The sequence below is a fragment of the Bacillus sp. NS1 genome (assembly GCF_058248265.1).
Genome location: NZ_JBZAZF010000001.1, coordinates 641,227 through 662,109, shown reverse-complemented (window position 1 = coordinate 662,109; position 20,883 = coordinate 641,227). Strand labels below are relative to the sequence as shown.

The 20,883-nt window shown below is 44.0% G+C and carries 16 protein-coding genes; 5 read left to right on the top strand and 11 right to left on the bottom strand.

The window, feature by feature from the left end; translation table 11 throughout:
* Positions 1–7: 7 nt before the first annotated feature.
* Entirely contained in the window at positions 8–3,877 is a 3,870-nt protein-coding gene (locus AC4CV5_RS03295; RefSeq protein WP_490922075.1) for a lamin tail domain-containing metallophosphoesterase family protein, read from the bottom strand.
* A 164-nt stretch (positions 3,878–4,041) separates the two neighbouring features.
* Between AC4CV5_RS03295 and AC4CV5_RS03290 the strand changes: the two genes are divergently transcribed.
* Positions 4,042–4,515, top strand: coding sequence for a MarR family transcriptional regulator (locus AC4CV5_RS03290; protein WP_326222209.1), 474 nt, complete (start codon positions 4,042–4,044; stop codon positions 4,513–4,515).
* A gap of 40 nt (positions 4,516–4,555) precedes the next feature.
* Here AC4CV5_RS03290 and cypX read toward each other — a convergent pair whose 3' ends face one another.
* Together cypX and pchC are read right to left on the bottom strand one after the other, a co-directional pair.
* Positions 4,556–5,773 (bottom strand): pulcherriminic acid synthase, encoded by a 1,218-nt coding sequence (cypX, locus tag AC4CV5_RS03285; protein ID WP_166847830.1) that lies wholly within the window; start codon positions 5,771–5,773, stop codon positions 4,556–4,558.
* 14 nt (positions 5,774–5,787) lie between these two features.
* Positions 5,788–6,534, bottom strand: a complete 747-nt coding sequence (pchC, locus tag AC4CV5_RS03280; protein WP_166847827.1) for a cyclo(L-leucyl-L-leucyl) synthase — start codon at positions 6,532–6,534, stop codon at positions 5,788–5,790.
* 436 nt (positions 6,535–6,970) lie between these two features.
* Here pchC and pchR point away from each other — a divergent pair, with 436 nt between their 5' ends.
* Positions 6,971–7,480, top strand: coding sequence for a pulcherriminic acid biosynthesis transcriptional regulator PchR (gene pchR, locus AC4CV5_RS03275; RefSeq protein ID WP_166847824.1), 510 nt, complete (start codon positions 6,971–6,973; stop codon positions 7,478–7,480).
* Between the two features lie 21 nt (positions 7,481–7,501).
* Positions 7,502–8,713, top strand: coding sequence for an MFS transporter (locus AC4CV5_RS03270; protein WP_490922074.1), 1,212 nt, complete (start codon positions 7,502–7,504; stop codon positions 8,711–8,713).
* Between the two features lie 29 nt (positions 8,714–8,742).
* Here the strand turns inward: AC4CV5_RS03270 and AC4CV5_RS03265 are convergent, their stop codons facing one another.
* From AC4CV5_RS03265 to AC4CV5_RS03250, 4 genes are read right to left on the bottom strand one after another with little or no spacing between them, the layout of a single operon-like run.
* Positions 8,743–9,102 carry a phage holin family protein gene (locus tag AC4CV5_RS03265; protein ID WP_166847818.1) on the bottom strand — a complete coding sequence of 120 codons (360 nt, stop codon included), beginning with the start codon at positions 9,100–9,102 and terminating at the stop codon, positions 8,743–8,745.
* Between the two features lies 1 nt (position 9,103).
* Positions 9,104–9,301, bottom strand: coding sequence for a PspC domain-containing protein (locus AC4CV5_RS03260; RefSeq protein ID WP_166847815.1), 198 nt, complete (start codon positions 9,299–9,301; stop codon positions 9,104–9,106).
* Between the two features lie 4 nt (positions 9,302–9,305).
* Positions 9,306–10,403 carry a DUF4097 family beta strand repeat-containing protein gene (locus AC4CV5_RS03255; protein ID WP_490922073.1) on the bottom strand — a complete coding sequence of 366 codons (1,098 nt, stop codon included), beginning with the start codon at positions 10,401–10,403 and terminating at the stop codon, positions 9,306–9,308.
* Between the two features lie 24 nt (positions 10,404–10,427).
* Positions 10,428–10,754, bottom strand: a complete 327-nt coding sequence (locus tag AC4CV5_RS03250) for a hypothetical protein (protein WP_166847809.1) — start codon at positions 10,752–10,754, stop codon at positions 10,428–10,430.
* Between the two features lie 217 nt (positions 10,755–10,971).
* On the opposite strand from AC4CV5_RS03250, the gene AC4CV5_RS03245 reads away from it, so the two are divergent.
* Complete coding sequence (locus AC4CV5_RS03245; RefSeq protein ID WP_166847806.1) at positions 10,972–11,202, top strand: hypothetical protein; 231 nt, start codon at positions 10,972–10,974, stop codon at positions 11,200–11,202.
* Positions 11,203–11,402: 200 nt separating this feature from the next.
* On the opposite strand, the gene hag is transcribed toward AC4CV5_RS03245, so the two are convergent.
* From hag to AC4CV5_RS03225, 4 genes are all read right to left on the bottom strand, one after another.
* Entirely contained in the window at positions 11,403–12,227 is an 825-nt protein-coding gene (gene hag, locus AC4CV5_RS03240; protein ID WP_166847803.1) for a flagellin Hag, read from the bottom strand.
* A 358-nt stretch (positions 12,228–12,585) separates the two neighbouring features.
* The gene (uvrA, locus tag AC4CV5_RS03235) at positions 12,586–15,459 is read right to left on the bottom strand and encodes an excinuclease ABC subunit UvrA (protein ID WP_490922072.1); all 2,874 of its coding nucleotides are present in this window, start codon (positions 15,457–15,459) and stop codon (positions 12,586–12,588) included.
* Positions 15,460–15,466: 7 nt separating this feature from the next.
* The gene (uvrB, locus tag AC4CV5_RS03230; RefSeq protein WP_326222216.1) at positions 15,467–17,452 is read right to left on the bottom strand and encodes an excinuclease ABC subunit UvrB; all 1,986 of its coding nucleotides are present in this window, start codon (positions 17,450–17,452) and stop codon (positions 15,467–15,469) included.
* A 185-nt stretch (positions 17,453–17,637) separates the two neighbouring features.
* Positions 17,638–17,868: a DUF2198 family protein gene (locus tag AC4CV5_RS03225; protein WP_326127980.1), complete on the bottom strand. Its 231-nt coding sequence runs from the start codon at positions 17,866–17,868 to the stop codon at positions 17,638–17,640.
* Positions 17,869–18,349: 481 nt separating this feature from the next.
* On the opposite strand from AC4CV5_RS03225, the gene AC4CV5_RS03220 reads away from it, so the two are divergent.
* On the top strand, positions 18,350–20,845 hold the full coding sequence (locus tag AC4CV5_RS03220) for a PEP/pyruvate-binding domain-containing protein (protein ID WP_490922071.1): 2,496 nt from the start codon (positions 18,350–18,352) through the stop codon (positions 20,843–20,845).
* Positions 20,846–20,883: the final 38 nt, after the last annotated feature.

Genomic DNA, 20,883 nt, shown 5'->3' with positions numbered 1-20,883 from the left:
ACCCTCTTTAAGGATTGGAGACATGGCGAAAATCTAACTGGTCTGGAGCCGGACGATATGTCTCTTCTTTCGTTTTGAACCTCCAGATCGGTGACTTCGTTTTGCCGTTAAAACCGTCTTCTACAATGGTGTACCAATAATAAACAGAGTGCGGCTCAAGGTGATCCCAGCGGAATTCAGCGGTATCCCCGCTCTTCACTTGCTCCCGTTTTCCGAGCTCTTCATTGGTATATATATTACACTCAAAATAATCGGTTTCCACCTTTTTGATCCTTGGCTTCAAATCAAGCGAAAGTGAAAACTCATCCTTGTTGCCGTAGGTATCCGTATCATAGTAGTTTTTATCTTGTAAATGCGGAGAGTACGTCGACACATGCACCATATCATTCGCCTGGTCAAATTGGAGCAAACGCAAATACCCTTGCCCGCCTTCTGGCCCGCCCTGATAATCAGCCAGCATTTGATGCACGAGGCGATCCGGTTTTCCATCACCATCATCATCAAGTTCATCAGTTTTTCTCATCGCACTATGATAATGCCCGCTTAACACCATCACCACATTCGAATTCGGCTTCACGACTTTTTTGAATATCTTCTCTCCGATCGGGCTTCTGTTTCCGCTGACCAGCAAATACTCATGAAATGCTAAAACAGCCATCCGGTCAGGGTGCTTCTTCAGTACCTGATTCATCCACGCGATGTCTTCATCGGTTATGCCCCATCCCATGTACAGCATGATATAATCATTGCCGTTGCTTGAAATCAGGTCGTAATGTCCGCGGTTATTTTTATAAGAACCGCCATAATGCATTTTTTTATCAAAACGATCACTGCCAAAATATTTGCCAAACGCCCTGTAGGAGCCATCTTTATGCCCGACATCGTGGTTACCGGCCAGCACGCCGTAAGCAATCCCGCTTTTATCCAGAACAGACATTGACCGATTCGCGTTTTTCCACTGTCTGATATCAGCGGAATCATCTACAATATCACCCGTGTGAAACACATATTTGATATTGAGTTGCTTTTGATTATCTTTTATCCATTCGGTCTGTTTATCAAAAATATGCGGATAGCTTTCGGCGTAATACTGTGTATCGGACATCCAGGCAAATGTGTACATATCCTTCGCAGGAGGAATTTCATCCTGTACGATCACATTCATTTTCGACTTCCGTACAAAATCGGAGGCGATCACAGACGCCTTCAGCGTAAACGGTTTGTCATTCTTTGCAACAAAGCTGTCAATCGGCTGCCACTCGTTTGTCCGATAATTCCAAACATACATCGTCACCTTTCTCCCCGGCAAAGAACTTCCCTTCCAAACCGCTTCCGCCAAGTCATTCTCATCAACTGAAGGATCGACCGTCACTTCAAAGCGATGATAAGGGAAAAGCTCCTTCTTTTCTGTCGATACTGTTTTTCCGTCAGCAGCAGATACCCGCTCTAATTCTTTATTTGTAAACGGGGTCTCACTTTCCGGCACAAAGCTTTTCGGCGGTTCAGTCCGTGACGCATGTTTGAATATTTTCACATTGTTTCGCGCTGTATATTGAAATCCTCTATAAAAAGCGACATCCATGGCGTCATTCGTCGGATCCTTCACTCGTACAGAAAGCTTAGCTCTATGCATGTCGGCTTCGCTGTCTATGACCTCCGGCTGATCTGGATGCTCACGTTCTGTTTTAAACGTCCGCTCAACAACTGTTTTATTGCCCGCGAGGTCCGTTGCTGTCACTTTTAGCGAATGTTTTCCCGGCAAAAGTTCAGAAGATGACGTATGGTATGGAAGTGTAATGCTTTCACCATCTAAAGACGCCTCCGCTTCCTCAATTTTGCTCCATTTATCATACATATCCGCCTGCAGGATGAGGTTGCCTTTGTACGTTTGTCCCTCGGTGATATTCGGCTCGATGTGGGGCCCTGAATTATCTACCCGCACAACCAAGCTTACATTTTCCTTGCCGTCGCTTGCTTGAATATGGTGGGCACCTTCAGATAGCTTTGACGTATCCCACTCCAGCAGCTGTGACGTCAAAAGTCCGTCAGGCAGGTTGAATTGAAATTGCCAGCTTTTATTCGAGCGCTGATTATCTCCAATAAAGAGTTCCTTGTCAGGAGAAACTCTCTGATCCCTGATCACCGTACCATCCGATAACACCAATCGTGCGTTTTTGACTAAGAAATCATCACGGTTTTCAGCCGTATCAAACGGCGACACCTTTGAACCTGATCGTATCGTAATATGCTGCAGCTGCTTTCCTTTACGAAGCAGCGTCTCTGGCAATGGAACAGAATAAGTACGGTATTTATTTGTCGTATCATCAAACACCTTTAACACTTTGCCTTCCATCGTTACGGCGTTTTTAAAGTAAAGATTCGTTTTTCTCGTATCGAACGCAAAATACACTTCTTTTTCCATAGCGGGCTCTGTCACTTGTTTTTTTCCGTCAATCCACAGCTTAATACTGTCAGTGCGCCCGTCTGTTGTCGCTTTAAGAAACTGGGTTCCCGACAGCGTGTCTCTGTTTTCAATGTTCAACCGCAAACCGTGCGACTTGCTTGTTTGTTTAATATCAATCATTTTAACCGGGGTTCTTGCTTCATTGATCCCGTCCCCTGCCGTCACGTAATACTCAAGCTGGTCCTTCCCGATCAGTTCAGGCGAATACACAATATAATGATAGAGATTGTCATTGCGGTCTTTTTCAGCGAGAATGCGCTTAAACGGTTTGTTTTCATCTGTCCGATAGTAGAAAGCCGCCGTTTTCACAAGACTGCGGTCCTGTATGTCAGCGCGCAGTTCAATGCTTTCAGCCGGACGGACAGGCTTGCGGTCAGTCAAATCTTCAATGACCGGTTTTTCTTTATCAAGCTTGATTTTTCGTTTCTGCTCGGGCACCTGCGCCTGTAATACAGTTCCGGGAGACGGATTCTTTTCTCCGATTGAAATATTGAGAAGTTCTGCGGTTCCGTTCAGCGGATACTTGTAAAGCACAGACGACAGCCGGCGCAGCGCATGTTTCCGATAATGTGCAACCGAAATATCTTTTCCTGTATTCGTTGAAATCACGACTGCCCGCGGTCTGGTATTGGCCATACCCTCTGACTCTTCTATCACCGCAAGATTTTTCCCTTCCTTTAATTGCGTCTGATAATATCGATTAAAATCCTCCGCCGTCAATTCTGGATGCCCGGCAGGCTTCAGCCAAACCACAAACGATTCGCCGGATGGTATCGTGATCTTTTCTTCCGGTCTCCAAATCAGATCGGAGTCAGGCCCTTCTTTCGGGTAACGGTAACGGATGTGATAGTCTTTAAAATCAATCGTTCTGTCGGTCGTATTATAAATCTCAATAAATTCATAACCGTCTGCACGTCCCGTGTTCTTTGTATCAATCGCTAGCTCTGTGATCAGAAGCTCCGGAATATGGGCAAGATCAGCCTGATATCCCTCAAGCTTCAGTTTCTTCATCTCCGACTCGACTCGCTGCTTCCCATTGGAAACTACAATGTAATACTCAAGCTCACTGTTCCAAATCAACCGTTTCGGAATCTGCGCGAAAAACTTGCGGACCGCTCCGGGTGTCGGATCCATCGGCACCATTTTGTAGCCCAGCTCATTACTTTGTTTATAAAACAGAAAGGCAGAAAATGCTTGATACTCATTGTCACGCACTTGAGCCTCAATCATCAGGTTGCTTTTCATTTCAGCTTTCACATCGATTTGAGGAGGATTTTCAAGCAAGGGTATGTAATGAGGCGTTTGGAATGGTCCCTGATTTATAACAGGAACAGCTTTCGGTTCATGATGGCCGCCAGACAAAACTGAAAGAAAAGACAAGAATAAAGAAGCAATAACAGTGTATTTCCTCATCAAAACACCTCCCTTTTCATGTATTTTGCGTCTGAACAGGGAAGGTTATGAGTTCATTTTTGTGCATAAAGAACAAAAAAGCGTCTGCCTCTTGAAAATCCCACTATTCCCCAGTAAACTAAGGATAGTTAACCAGTTAACAATTAAATCAGAGAGGCAAATTGATGGACAACCGTATTCATGATGAATTAATTCAAGCTATACAACAATTCGCATCAAAAAGGGATAAACGTGTCATGCAAAAGGTGCAGATACCGTCCCGCGACATGTCCTCAGAACATCTCGAACACCTCAGAAAAGAATGGACATTGACCCAGCTTCACATTGTTTCTTGTATACATGCCAGCCAAAATGTGAACAACAGCTTCTTGGCATCCCGCTTACACATCTCAAAAGCCGCTGTTTCAAAAGCAGTGCAAGCCTTGTTGAAACACAATATCATCACAGTGACCAAAAAGCCTGGCAACAAAAAAGAAATTTTTTATAAGCTAACTGAAAGCGGCAGAGAACTGGCGGCATTACATGAACAGCTTCATGAGAAAGCAAAGGAGCAATACAAACAGCTTTTCAACGAATTTTCAATTGATGATTTAAAAACAGTGACTGCGTTTTTCAACTTGTGGGCCAAACATATGTAAAAAAGCCTCACCCGCATAGGGAGAGACCTTTGAGATTTTATTATGCCCTGTCAAACGCAATGTGAAGTGAAACAGGTCCGCGTGTATACAGACCGGACTCAGCATAATGAAAACCTTCCTCTAATCTGATATTCCGCATATTATCCAGCACAATATTGGCTACAATCTCGATTTCGGTTTTGGCAAAAGCTGCTCCTACACAGTTATGGATGCCGGATCCAAAAGCGAGATGCCGGGCGGCGCCGCTAAAAGCGCTCTTGATGCCGAGATCTTCCCTATGAATATTAAACACATCAGGATGTTCAAATGCTTCAGGGTCCCGGTTAGCCGCTCCGATCATACAAAAAACAATCGTATCTTTTTTGATTTCCATACCGCCGACCACCGTATCTTGAGACAGCTGCCGCGGAATCAGCTGAACCGGCGGTTTATAACGCAACGTCTCCGCAATAGCTCTTGGCACTAACGAACGGTCAGCCAAAACATCATTCATCTGCTCGGGATTGTTGAGCAAATGATATATCATCAGTGCCAGCGTCTTATCTGCCGGTTCTGTTGCGGCTAACAGCACATTAAGAATCAGTGCCAGTATATCCTTGTCCGACATCGCCATGCCTTCATATTCAGAAGTACATAGGATGGAAATTAAATCTGATCCCGGATTGACGCGGCGTTCTTCAATGACCGGCATCAAGTATTGGGAAAGCTGTTCGCTGCACCATAACGAATGCGCCCGCGCTTCAGGAGATTGAGAGATACTCGTGATAAAATCGGCAACTCCGCTATGCCACTCAGCGATTTTTTCATGGTCTCTTTTATCCAGCCCGAGCATGTCCATCGTGACACACACCGCAAACGTCTTTCCAAAATCATTGACGAGATCAATTCTCCCTCTTTCAAGATAAGGCGCTAACAGGTTTTCTGCATTTTGTTTAATCAACGGAGACAAATGATCCAATGCGTCCCCGACAAAGCTTCTCACTACAATTCTTCTTTTTGCGGAGTGTTCTTTTCCATGCATTTGGGCCAGTACAGGGCCGCGCATGACTGGTTCAGCACGCTCAACAAGTGATTTTGTCGTGAAAATATCCGGATGCTGAAGGATATAGCGGACATCATGATAGCGGCTGATAAAATAGCTGTCTATCGACTCTTCATAATGAACAGGATCTTCCTCCCGCAGCTGTGAAAAATAAGCATATGGATTTTCTTGAAATTGATCAGAAAGTACACTAAACAATTTAATGGATTGATTCATGTTTACTCCCCCTATCATCCTTCAGATGTGAGCCGTGTTTCAGAAAGAAGCTGCTCCATTTCCTGCACAATGAGATACCCTTGATTCGGACGCATACGAATAGAAAATTCATGGTTGCTGATCTTCTCACCCAGCTTCCACGGACGATGATACGCAAGGAGTGTCTCTTCCACCTCAAGAATATCCGGAGCTCCGAGAAAAAACGGCAGCTCAGCAATGACATATTCAACAGCCAAATTCAGCATATCCTCACTGACTTCTTCCATCATCAAACTGATTCCGCGCGCACGCCCGATCATCGCTTCGCGAGACATGTCCAAACAAGCGTGCCGAAAATGAGGCTGCTCAAAAAACGCATGTTCAACTTCTTGTCTCATCAGCTGATAGGCTTTGTTTTCCGTAAAATCAGAAAATGTATGAATCGCCATCGGGTCCCCGCCATGAGCCGCAAGAGCCCTTTCTGCAAATCTTCTGTTTCGCGATACCTCTTTTCTTACCTTTCGTTCAGCCTTTCCTCGGGGAGTTCCGAGCGCTTCAAGAAGGTTAGCCGCCTCATGCCCCGCAAGCAAAACGGAAACGCTATTAAATTCAGCTGTTGCCCATCCAATCAATCTGTAAATATAATCCTCAGAAAACCTGCTGTTAAACGGGCTGATTCCCACCAAAACGTGCCGGCGCCGTTCAAATATTTCTCTGCAATTTTGTGTCAGTAACTCAGCAGTAAAATGCACAGGCTTTCTTTCTGTCACCATTTCGGTCATCTTATTCACCCCTAAAAACTTATCCCGCTTTAAGTCATCACCCTCAAAAATGAGTTGGAACAACTGGCACAACTGATCAAGATGATAGGCAGGCAGCACTTAAAGTTTCCAAGTGAATTATGTTAAGATTTAAACTTCTATTTCATTTTCAAAACGCACATCATAATTAATGTTTACTAGTAAACATTAGTCATTTTATCCCTTATTCTTCCACCCGTCAATATCATCTGTACCTAAATATTTGAAAATAAATGTAAATGTCACATTTTTCACACACTTTTTTCACTCATACTTAGCATGATGTAGCACTATATAAAGCTCACACACCAGCAATTGACAATGAAAACAAGAAAAGATAAAATAAAATCGTTCACCAGTAAACAATATTGCTTATTGTTTTATTGTAAACTATTATTCCTAAGAAAGAGGGTAGCCTATGTCTGAATTGACAAAGCGGATGATATACGACATATACGTGAGACTGCTGCACCTTAATGAAGAAAAAGCGAATACTTCACTTCAGCAATTTTTTAAGGAGGCCTCAGAAGAGGATGTAATCGATATCCCTAAAAACATGACAAGCATACATGTCATTGACTGTATCGGCCAACATGAACCCATTAATAATGCCGGAATCGCCAGAAAAATGAACTTATCGAAAGCAAATGTAACGAAAATCAGCACAAAACTGATCAAGGAAGAATTCATTAACAGCTATCAGCTGACGGATAACAAAAAAGAGGTATATTTCAAATTAACCCGTAAAGGCAGGCGTATTTTCGACTTGCATGAGAAATTGCATAAAAAAAAGGAGCTGGCTTTTTACCAATTCCTCGATTCATTTTCACAAGACGAACAACATGCAGTATTGAAATTTCTAGAACAGCTGACGTCTACACTTGAAGCAGAACAAACCGATGGGACTCCGGACAAACCTGTTAAGTAAACAAAAGGCGGTGTATTCTTTATGGCTCAAACAAAATCAAAGGCGGTATTGATCTTATACATTGTTTGTTTCAGCGCATTTTTTGCATCTTTAAGCCAAAACATTTATTCACCTATTATCCCGATTATTAAAGAATCATTCCATGTTTCCACAGCAATGGTCAACCTGTCAGTCTCAGTTTTTATGATTGTGACAGCGATTATGCAAATTATATTAGGCACCATCATCGATTTTAAAGGCGCGCGATTTGTCTTGATTGCCGGAATTATGGCGACGGCAGCAGCCAGCATCGGCTGTGCGGTGACCACTGACTTTACTTTGTTTCTGATATTCAGAATGATACAGGCAGCCGGGTCCGCAGCACTGCCTCTTATAGCTGCCACAACGATCGGACAGCTGTTTACAGGCAGTGAACGCGGGAGTGCAATGGGAACGTATCAAATGCTCCTGTCCGCCGCGCCGGCTATCGCCCCGGTTCTCGGAGGATTCATAGGCGGAGCATCCGGATACGAAGGGATCTTTTGGATGCTTACGGCCATCTCTGCCATTATGCTGGTGACAAACAGCATCATCTTTCCTAAGGACTCTCCCGCTGGATCTAAGCAGCAAGCTAAAGGCAATGTGTTTGCTCATTACAAATCAATATTTACAAATCGAACAGGAAACGTCATTTTGACCTTAAGTTTTGTCCTCTTTTTCATTTATTTTGCGGTGATCGTCTACCTCCCAATATTACTGACGGAGCACTATCATATTGATGTGAGCATAGCAGGACTGTTATATTTGCCACTGGCGCTAAGCACGATTGCCGGTACGTTTCTGTTTAAAAAAATACAGGCAAAAATCGCGCTGAACACCTTGTTTATCGGCAGCAATGTGATCGCGGCCTGCAGTATCATGCTGTTCGCCGCTACACATTCCGTTTCTCTCATTCTCATGGCTCTCACACTGGCGCTGTTTGGCATCTCGATGGGAGTCATCCCTCCCTTGTATTCCACAATGATCACCAATGAATTTGAACATAATAGAGGGAGTGCAATCGGAGTTTTTAACTTTATCAGATATACAGGCATGGCGGCAGGCCCGATGATATCCGCCTATCTGCTCACACTGATGCCCTCTGCCATGTCCTTTGGACTCTTAGGCCTTGTATTTGCCGCATTGGGCTTTTGCCTTCTTCCGCAAATGTATCCGCCGGAGAAGCGCATTAAACAAAAAAAACACCATATGTAAAAAAGCTGCCTTCTGTATGGCAGCTTTTTTTATTTCTTTCGCAGCGGCTCTAAAATGCCTTTTTGGATCAGCAAATGGAACACCGACAGGATAACAGATGCCCATATCGCTGTGCCGAAGCCGTCAATTTGAAAACTGTCACCCATAATGGACGCGGTCATCATCAGGGTGATGGCGTTAATCACAAACAAGAACAGACCAAGCGTCACCAACGTGACTGGCAGCGTAAAGATAATCAAAAGCGGTTTAATCAGCACGTTTAAGATCGATAAAATGAGACTGGCGATAATCGCTGCCCCGATGCTGCTGACATGGATGGAGTCAATGTATCCATCAATGACAATTAATAACAATGCATTTACCAAAATGCTGACTGCCCATTTTACCATGTCATTTCATATCCCTTTCTGACGGGACGATAAAAATCCAAATGATATAAATAAGCAAAACAGGTAAAACACTTGTCATAACAGCTAAGATGACAGTTATGACTCTGAGGAGTGATGCGTCCCAATTGAAATATTCCGCGAGACCTCCAATGACACCGGCTATTTTCTTGTTTTTTTCTGAACGATAAAGCCTATTCATTCGATCACCTCTGTGAGTACTTTAGTTTGATGGCGCCTGTTAATGATTCTGAGAAGACGGTTATGTTTTGATCATGTGCCTGATTTGAAGTGAACATCATTTCTTTTTGAATGGTATCATTTTTTTCTTTCAGCATTTCAACATCCATTAATTCATGGGACAGCGAACCAAGATTGCTTTTTAGCTCTGCCTTCACTGCAAGATCGTCCGGAATCGCAAGCTCCACATTTCCGGTCGTCGTTTTCGTGTAAATGGAGCGGCAGTCTGATTCTGTTACGTTAATCGCAATATTCCCATTAAAGCTTTGAACGTCAATCGCTTCACTTCTCCCGCGGAGATCAATCAATCCATTAATGGTTTCCGCTTCTATCGTACCGCAGCTGTAGCTGGCGAGCTTAATTTGCCCGTTTGCCGTTTCAGCTGTGGCTTTTTCAGCTTTTAAATGCGAGAACGACAGCACGCCATTTGTCGTTTTCGCCGAGAACTCTTTTACATGTAAATGTTCCCCTCTGACCGGACCATTAAACAGCTTCACCCGAATCTTATCATACTCCTTCTGAGGAATATATAAAGTCACATTCGTTTTCATTGTTTTCTTCTCAGTACGGATAAAAAACTTATTTCCTTTGATTTCGCATTCAATATGCTGAAGAAATGCATGTCTCGCCGCATCCTGGCTGTCAGCGCGATATACCTTTGCCTGGCATTCCGCTCTGATATCCTCATCTTCCCAAGGAACGATATTCACGCTGCCGTTGGCAATTTGAAGCTCAACACTGGAAAAGTCAGTATCTTTAAATTGAAAAATATGCTGAACATCATACGCATGGCCAAAGTTCAAATCAAGGTCAACTTCCTTGACCTTTTTCACAGCAGAATCAATCCAATCAAACAGCTTGGCTCCTAAAGACGGCTTGCTGCTTTCTTTTTTTTCTGCTGTAAACGGCTCTTCCTCGTCATGTACATGAACTGCGAGCGCTGTGATTTTTTCTTCTTTTTCCTTGTAGTCGCTGTCAAGCTTTTCAATCAGTGTCAAAGCCTCTTGTGCTGTAAGCTTTCCTTCCTCAACAAGCTTAAGGATTCGTTCCTTTTCTTGTTTCATTACGATCTCCTCCCCATTGTCTACTTATGCTGTACGCAGCACCTTAATGCCCTGAATCACATTCCAAATCATAATGCCAATGACAACTAAGAAATAAATAACCGCTCCCCCAATGATCACAAATACAGGCAGCAGGCTGTCTCCATCAATCACAATGGCTCCGCCCAGAAAAGAGATAAAAAGGACAAGCCAGCCGGCAAAAGGAACAATGTGAGAAACAAGAGAACGTATCGCATGCCGTTTTGTTTCTTTCTCATCTACAACAAAATAAGCGACAATCGGCACAATGATTGGCGCAATGAACACACTGAAATAACAAAGTGATGCAATAATAGCTTGATTACGGTTCAATTCATTCCACACTCCTATTGTGAATTGTCCATGACAAAAGGTCAGGGACGTTTTACTTATACATACGTTTAAAACCTCTTCAGGTTTCAAATTCATTCTTTAGACATGCTCCGATTTACGGAAATTGGATTTTAAAAAGTTTTAGAAGTAGAATCTTTCGGCTGTACCGATTACAATATGTAAAAAGCTTACGGCAATCAAGGAGGCTGGACAAGCAATGGAGAAAGATCCCAGTGACTATACAGTAACACAAGAATCGGTTTTAAAGCTGATTCGTGAACAAAAAAGAATGAATCGTGAAATGATCGCTGAGCTTGAACAGATTCACGGATCTCTTCCAATCTCTCACGATATCCAATATATAAAAGTGCTGCTCGACAGCAGCAACACGCATATCGTTCAAGATTTAATGAGTGTAAGCAAGCAGCTGTATAAGAAGACTTTGTAATTGCGGAAAAAGTTGCATTCATTATAACTGAAGCAAAGCTAAAGGTTAGATGACAATATCTCGCCTTTTTTGTTTTAAAAAAACAAGTGATTCCCCGCCATCACATAATGATTGTAACAAAAAAAGCCTGCCGGCATATCCAACTAATGGACTCTGTCGGCAAGCTGTGACTACCAGAAAGAAAGATAGCCATTCAGAAATTAACGTAATAATTGAAGTACGTTTTGTGGCTGTTGGTTCGCTTGAGCAAGCATCGCTTGAGAAGCTTGAGAAAGAATGTTGTTCTTTGTGAACTCGCTCATCTCTTTAGCCATGTCAACGTCACGAATACGAGACTCAGCAGCTGTCAAGTTTTCACCAGATGCGCCTAAGTTGTTGATAGTGTGTTCTAGACGGTTTTGTACCGCACCAAGTTTAGCACGTTGAGTAGATACATTATTGATTGCAGTATCAATACTTTCAAGTTGAGTATCAAAAGGAGTATTAGCAAAGTCTGTTACATCAAGAGTGTTTACTCCTAAAGCAGTTGCTGACATGCTGTCAATGTTGACTGTAAGCTGTTGGCCAGCATTTGCTCCAATTTGGAAAGTGAAACCATCAGTTTCAGTTCCATCTAATAACTTTTTGCCGTTGAATTCAGTACGGTTTGAAATGCCGTCAATTTCTTCAATAAGTGCATCCATTTCATCTTTAATTGCACCAAGATCTTCTGCTTGCTGTGTACCTGTGTTTCCTGCTTGAACAGTAAGTTCACGCATACGTTGAAGGATCGCATGAGTTTCAGTCAATGCACCCTCAGCTGTTTGGATAAGAGAGATTCCGTCCTGAGAGTTTTTAGAAGCCATTTCTAAACCTCTGATTTGTCCTCTCATTTTTTCAGAGATCGCCAAACCTGCTGCGTCATCTCCCGCACGGTTGATACGAAGACCAGAAGAAAGTTTCTCCATGTTCTTTTGTGCTGCACCGTTGTTTGAACCTAAGCGGTTAAGTGTGTTAAGTGCAGCGATATTGTGGTTAATTCTCATGTGTAAAATACCTCCATGTGTATTTGTTTTTGAAATCAAAGACTTCCTTTTCTTTGATTTCTGGCGTATGAGATTCCAGTAAAGCTTTTAACTTATGTAGATCCGGTTATTGATTAAGGATAGCTTCAAATCCCTTAAAAGGGCTTTTTTGCTTAATATGGAAAACTTCATCCGCCTTTCAATTTATATATCGACAGCACTATGTAAATGTTTAGATGTTTTTCTAAAGGAATTTTACCCGCTAAAAAACTGAACGATCACACAATTATTATCTTTTCCCGTTATGAAATAAAGAAAAGCTTGCCTGCTAAGCCGAAGATGGACTTGCTGACAAGCTGATCCCTCTGAAAAGAGGGTTTTAAGATGTTGCCGTTTCTTTCGCTTCCAAGAGCGATGTCATGCGTTTTTTGTCACGCTCCATAACAGGCTTCAAATAACGGCCTGTATACGATTCTTCCACTTCAGTGATTTCCTCAGGCGTTCCTGACGCGACAATGGTTCCGCCTCCGGCTCCGCCTTCCGGTCCTAGATCGACAATGTAATCCGCCGTCTTAATGATATCAAGATTGTGCTCAATGACGAGTACTGTATCTCCATTGTCAACCAAACGCTGAAGCACGACAAGGAGTCTGGCAATGTCGTCGACGTGCAAACCTGTCGTCGGCTCATCTAAAATGTAGAGCGTACGTCCGGTTGAGCGTTTGTGGAGCTCCGATGCGAGCTTCACACGCTGCGCTTCTCCTCCCGACAAGGTTGTCGCTGGCTGGCCGAGCGTAATATAACCTAAGCCAACATCATAAAGAGTTTGGAGCTTACGCTTGATTTTCGGGATATTTTCAAAGAAATAAAGAGCATCTTCAACCGTCATATCAAGCACATCAGAGATGCTTTTTCCTTTGTACGTCACTTCAAGCGTTTCACGGTTGTAGCGTTTGCCGTGACACACCTCGCACGGAACATACACGTCAGGAAGGAAGTGCATTTCAATTTTAATAATCCCATCTCCGCGGCAGGCTTCACATCGCCCGCCCTTCACGTTAAAGCTGAAACGGCCTTTTTTATAGCCGCGGACCTTCGCTTCATTTGTCTGCGCGAATACATCACGAATGTCATCAAACACACCGGTGTATGTCGCAGGATTGGATCTCGGCGTTCTTCCGATTGGCGCCTGATCAATGTCAATGACTTTGTCTAGGTGATCCAAGCCTTTAATCTCTTTATGGCTGCCGGGCTTCGCTTTCGCTTTATGAAGCTTTTGCGCCAGCGCCTTATGCAAAATTTCATTGACGAGGGTACTCTTTCCGGATCCGGAAACCCCTGTAACCGCTGTGAACGTTCCAAGCGGGAACTTGGCATTTGCCTTTTTCAGATTGTTTTCTGAAGCGCCTTTAATTTCAATGTAGCGCCCGTCCGGCTTTCTTCTTTCAGGAGGCAATGGGATGAACTTTTTCCCTGATAAATAGCTGCCCGTTAATGAATTTGGATCTTCCATCACTTCTTCCGGCGTACCCGCAGACGTCACCTGTCCGCCGTGAATGCCGGCCCCCGGTCCAATATCTATTAAATAATCGGCTGCCATCATCGTATCCTCATCGTGTTCGACAACAATCAGCGTGTTCCCGAGGTCTCTCATATTTTTCAGAGCGCTGATCAAGCGGTCGTTATCACGCTGATGCAGGCCGATAGACGGCTCGTCTAAAATATAAAGGACACCGGATAAGCGCGAACCGATTTGTGTCGCCAGCCGGATACGCTGCGCCTCTCCCCCGGACAATGTTCCTGCTGCCCTGCTCAGTGTCAGGTAATCAAGGCCGACTTTGTCCAGAAAGCTTAAACGCTCCACAATTTCGCGCAAGATCAAATTGGCAATCTGCATATCCTTCTCAGAAAGGGTAAGACCTTTGAAGAAAGCAAGTGCGTCGGCTACAGACAGCTCGGTAATTTTGCCGATGTGGCGGTCGTCAATCAATACGGCAAGCGCCTCTTTCTTTAACCGATAGCCTTTGCATGTCGGACAAGCCTTCTGAGACATATACTGCTCCATTTGCTCACGGATGAAATCAGAGCCTGTCTCCTTATAGCGTCTTTCAATGTTCCGCAATACGCCTTCAAATTGAATTTCGCCTTCACGTATTTGTCCAAAATCATTTTCATATCGAAAATAAATCAGGTCGTCGCCGCTGCCGTACAGCACTTTATCCAACTGATGCTTCGGCAGATCTTTTACCGGCACGTCCATATCAATCCCGTAGTGGGTGCAGACCGCATTAAGCAACTGCGGATAATATTGTGAGCTGATCGGTGTCCAAGGGGCGATCGCATTCTCCTTCAATGACAAATCTTGATTGGGGATGACGAGATCCGCATCCACTTCAAGCTTCATTCCGAGACCGTCACACGTCGGACACGCTCCGAATGGGCTGTTGAATGAAAACAGCCGCGGCTCAAGCTCGCCGATTGAAAATCCGCAGTGCGGGCAGGCATGATGCTCACTGAACATCAACTCCTCCTCACCGATGACATCAATCATGACCCGTCCTTCACCTAAGCGAAGCGCCGTTTCCAATGAATCTGACAGACGGGCGGCCACGCCTTCTTTCACCACAATCCGGTCAATGACAACCTCAATGGAATGCTTCTTATTCTTTTCTAATTCAATATCATCAGAAAGCTCAGCCATTTCGCCGTCAATTCTGACTCTGACATAGCCTTGTTTTCTGATCTGGTCAAGCACTTTGACATGAGCGCCTTTTCGGCCTGAGACAATCGGGGCCAGAACCTGAAGCTTTGTCCGTTCCGGGTATTCCAAAATCCTGTCCACCATTTGCTCAATGGTCTGCGATGTAATCTCAATTCCGTGCTCCGGGCAATGAGGCTTCCCTACTCTCGCATACAAAAGACGCAGATAATCATAAATCTCAGTAACCGTACCGACAGTAGATCTCGGATTGCGGCTCGTTGTTTTCTGATCGATGCTGATGGCGGGAGACAGCCCCTCAATTGCATCAACATCCGGCTTATCCATTTGCCCTAAAAACTGGCGGGCATAGGCAGACAGCGACTCGACATACCGTCTCTGTCCTTCTGCATATATGGTGTCAAAGGCTAGAGAGGATTTCCCTGATCCGGACAAACCCGTAACAACGACAAGCTGATCTCTTGGAATTGTTACATCGATATTTTTCAGGTTATGCGCCCTGGCTCCCTTCACCTCTATCCGATCCATAGCCATTTGTTCATCATCCTTCCGCTTTTAGCTCTAAAAGTAAATCGCGAAGCTCCGCGGCTCTTTCAAAGTCAAGCGCCTTGGCGGCTTCCTTCATTTCGTGCTCCATCTGTTCAACGACTTTCTGGCGTTCTTTCTTCGTCATTTTCGACAGCTTCGGCGCGGCTTTTGTTTTGTATTCCGCTTTATCCTCAGCTGCTACTGTGGCACGAATAACATCGCGAATTTCTTTATTTATCGTTTTCGGCGTAATGCCGTGCTCTTCGTTAAACCGCTCCTGCTGCTCGCGGCGGCGTTTTGTTTCATTAATTGCAATTTCCATAGATTTCGTCATTTTATCTGCATACATAATGACGCGGCCTTCAGAGTTCCTTGCGGCACGTCCGATGGTCTGGATCAGCGAACGTTCAGAGCGAAGGAAGCCTTCCTTATCCGCATCCAAAATCGCAACGAGAGATACTTCAGGAATGTCGAGCCCTTCCCTCAGCAGGTTGATGCCGACAAGCACATCGTACTTGCCAAGGCGCAGGTCGCGGATAATTTCAATCCGTTCAAGCGTCTTAATCTCAGAATGCAGATAGTTTACTTTAATGCCAATTTCCTTTAAATAATCGGTCAGATCCTCTGACATCTTCTTCGTCAAGGTTGTCACAAGCACCCGTTCATCCCGCTCGATTCTTGCTTGAATTTCGCCGATCAAGTCGTCAATCTGGCCTTCGATGGGACGCACATCGATAAGCGGGTCAAGAAGCCCCGTCGGACGAATGATCTGTTCGACCATTTCATCTGTATGCTCAATCTCGTACGGCCCTGGCGTCGCTGATACATACACGATATTGTGCATATGCTTTTCAAATTCTTCAAAACGAAGCGGACGGTTATCAAGCGCTGACGGAAGACGGAAACCGTGATCCACGAGCACCTGTTTTCGCGCCTGGTCTCCGTTAAACATGCCGCGCACCTGAGGAATTGTAACATGTGACTCATCCACTACGATCATAAAATCGTCAGGGAAATAATCAAGAAGCGTATACGGCGTTGAACCTGGAGGCCGAAGCGTCAAATGTCTTGAATAGTTCTCAATGCCAGAGCAGAATCCCATTTCCCGCATCATTTCAAGATCATACCTTGTCCTCTGCTCTAAACGCTGCGCTTCAAGCAGCTTGCCGTTTTCATGCATGACTTTCAGCTGCTCCTCAAGCTCCTTCTCGATATTTTGAATCGCTTTTTCCATTTTCTCGGCCCGCGTGACGAAGTGGGAGGCCGGGAAAATCGCAACATGGTCACGGTCGCCGAGAATTTCTCCTGTCAGCGCATCTACTTCCCGAATTCGTTCGATTTCGTCACCGAAAAACTCAACTCTGATACAGTGTTCATCACGAGATGCCGGAAAGATTTCCACTACATCCCCGCGCACACGAAATGTACCGCGCTGAAAGTCGATATCGTTGCGGGCATATTGGATGTCTACAAGTTTTCTGAGCAGCTCGTTGCGCTCTATTTCCATTTCCGTCCGCAGTGACACGACCATTTCCCTGTATTCTTCAGGGGAACCGAGGCCGTATATACAAGACACACTCGCAATAATAATGACATCTCTCCGCTCAAACAGAGACGATGTAGCGGAGTGTCTCAATTTATCAATTTCATCATTAATACTAGCGTCTTTCTCTATAAACGTATCCGTTTGAGGCACATACGCCTCCGGCTGATAATAATCATAGTAGCTGACAAAATACTCGACAGCATTGTTCGGAAAAAATTCCTTGAACTCACTGTAAAGCTGTCCGGCAAGGGTTTTGTTATGGGCAATCACGAGCGTCGGCTTATTGACTTCTTTAATCAAATTGGACACCGTAAATGTTTTCCCCGTTCCTGTCGCACCCAGCAGAGTCTGATGCTTCTTGCCCTCCTGAATTCCTTTTACAAGTTTTTCAATGGCTTTCGGCTGATCTCCTTGGGGCTGATATTTCGAGACTAACTCAAAGCGATCTTTCACAAAAATAAGCCTCCGTTTCTTTAACGAAATCTTCCTATAGATATAGTAACACAATGGAATGTAAAATCACTAAAAATACGAACTAAAGTTCGGTGGTTTTTTATTTCCAGCTGTTTTCGTGTATAAAAAACCTGCTTTTAAAACGTAAAAGCAGGAATTCAGTCTTTATATTCATTATGTCCGATTTATTCTTCTTTTTTCTCAGCAGCTTTTTTAGCCATATACAGTCCGCCAGCCACAAGAGACACAACATCCAATCCTACAATAAAATACGCTTCTGTATAGCCTTTTAAATAAGAGGCAAACAGCAATGCAGCTGTTAGAGCGATCGCCACATAATGATTAAAGGTGACTCTTGTAAAAAGAACAACGAGCATAAAAGGGAAAAACAATGCAAAAACGGCTTTTGTAATCAACAAAAACCCTCCTCAGGGATTCTTCATCTGATCTGATTATAGTAAAAAATGAAGAATCGGACAATCGTGCAATCGTTCCCTCTATCTACACCATACCCTTTTTCACCTAAAATCAATCACCTATTTGCACTTTGGTGCCGATAACAGCACAACAAGCAACTCTATTTCACTTATTTCATTTTGCCACTGTCCCAATCAGCGGCACTTTTTTATGAAGTTATGAACCTCATCTGCATATTCAAGTCCGCTGCCAGATTCCGAGAATAAAAGAAAAATAGGTATACTGCACCAGTTAAGCCGCATTTTCATGATAATCTAACTAACTTAACTATTCATTTTATTTAGGGCTTTCTGCGTTTGACAGCATTTTCCTGAAAACCTACAATTGAGTGATAGTGTTCACTATCATTTTTTCCGAACACAGGCTCCGTCATAAAAGACTAGAGAGAAAAACAAAATGAAGGAAAGAGGGGTTTCAAATATGTACTCTATAATATTTCGCCATGCAGAAGAATCCAGCCAGCTTGCTGGAGCAAAAGGCATGAACTTGATTAAACTGACCAAACACGGTCTTCCTGTCCCCGACGGATTCATTATTCAAACGAATGCGCTCACCCGTTTTATGGAGGATAACCAGCTTCATGAGACTAGCGAAAACATCGAAAGCAGGATCATCGCCGGAGCATTTTCTGAGGAACTGAAACATGAGCTGACAAGTTCCTTTTACAAGCTGAGAGAATCATACCGATCCGTTGCCGTGCGTTCTTCATCTGCCTCGGAAGATTTAGAAGGCGCTTCATTCGCGGGTCAATATGAAACCTACTTAAATATTAAAACAGAGGAAGAATTTCTAGCTAAAGTGAAAGAATGCTGGGCTTCATTTTTCTCAGGCCGAGTCAGCAGCTATAAGAAAAAAATGAATAACCAAATCACAGAGCCGTTAATGGGAGTTGTCGTTCAGGGGCTGATCGATTCAGAAGTGTCAGGTGTTATTTTCAGCCGCAATCCTGTTACCCATGATGATAGAGAGCTATTAATCAGCGCCAGCTATGGTTTGGGGGAAGCTGTCGTTTCAGGAAGTGTCACCCCAGACACATTTATAGTCAATAAGTCTTCGTTTGAGATTCAGAAAGAAATAGGTGCAAAGGAAATCTACATGGAGTCTGCAGCAGAAGGAATCACAGAAAAAGAAACGAGTGAAGATATGCGCAGCCGTTTTTGCCTTGCAGATGAACAAGTGATTGAACTGACTGAAATCACGAAAAAAACCGAAGACCTGTACGGATATCCAGTCGATATAGAATTCGGAATCGCTGATCATCAAGTATACCTTCTGCAGGCCCGCCCGATTACAACCATTGAACAGGACAAAAAAGCGGCAGAAGAAGAACGCAGCTTCATGATGACAGACGTTGACATGAATGATTTCTGGCTCAACATGGAGTCAAATATTGAAGGTCCGGTGAGTCCGTTATTTTCTTCGTTCATTGTACCGGCACTGGAATACGGCTTGAAGAAGAGCATGCAAAAGTTCCCGATTGGTGTAGTTGTTGAAGAAGTAAAACTTTATCGCGGACATGTTTATTCCAAAAGCCAAGGCGGACAACAGCCTCCGACTGAAGACTTAGGCAAAGAGCTTTTTCCGATATTATCGGAGCGTATGTATGACATCATCAATGACACATACCTCCCATTTTACCGAACGCTTGACCAGCTCGCCCAAACTGAGCATACCGCAGAAAGCGCACTGGATGCTTTTCAAAAACTGAAGGCCTTTTATCTCACAGCTTATGAGGAGCACTTCAATATCGTTTTTCCGCAAGTTCTTCTAACAAACAAACTGCAAGCAATGTATCAACATATTCAAGGAGAATCCGAAAACGCTCATTTTTACGAGATGCTGACAGGAAAAATGAACAAATCACTGGAAACAGACCGCCACCTGTGGCTATTTTCCGTTAAAGTTCAGGAAAACCCGAATCTGCTGTCCATTTTTGAGAACACCAAGCCGGAACAGCTGCAGGAAAAATTGGAACAAACAGATGATGGAAAACAATTCCTGAAGAACATCCATGGATTTTTACAGGAATACGGGTGGAGATCTGTAAAAAGCCATGATCTGATTGAACAGATTTGGGCAGAGAATCCGTATTTTGCCCTGGCCAATATTCAAAATTATGTCCGCAATGGCTATCATTTTGACAATGAATTTCAGAAAACAAAAGAAAAACGAGAGAAATTATACAATGAATTCTTAGAAAACATAGAAGACCCCGATTTGCGTAAAGAATTTGACCGTTATTATCAGTGGACGCTGAACTCTGCAAATATAAAGGATGATCACCACTTTTATATTGACGCCATGCTGGATGCCAAGGCGAGAGTCTTTTTGCTGAAGGTAGGGGAATTGCTGGCGGAAAACGGTGTCATTCAAGATCGGGAAGACCTTTGGTTCTTATATGATGATGAAGTAGAAAATGCGCTTCTTCACCCTGTATCCTTGCAAGAAAAGGCTAAAAAACGCAGACTGACCTTTCACGAGTATGAACTTGCTCAAGCTCCTGCCTATCTCGGCACTCCGACAAAAGAACAGCTAAAAGCTGCTGAAGACATTGTCGGCGCTGTGATAGAGGATGAAAAAAACACGGAGAATCATATTTTTGGCATTGCGGCATCAAGCGGCATTGCAACAGGTCCGGTGAAAATCATTCGGGACGCCAGTGAATTTTCTCAATTCGAATCTGGGGAAGTGCTCGTTTGCAAAATGACCACACCGCTGTGGACCAGCCTGTTTCAAGATGCCAAAGCGATTATTACAGATACAGGCGGCATTTTGTCTCACGCTGCGATCATTGCTCGCGAATACGGCATTCCCGCCGTTCTCGGGACACGTACAGCAACAGAAAGACTACAAGACGGAGACATCATCACTGTCGACGGAAGCAGCGGCAAAATCACAGTCGTCAGCCGAACCTGATGCGTGCCCCCTCTTTCTTATACAAGCGGGGCAGGTGT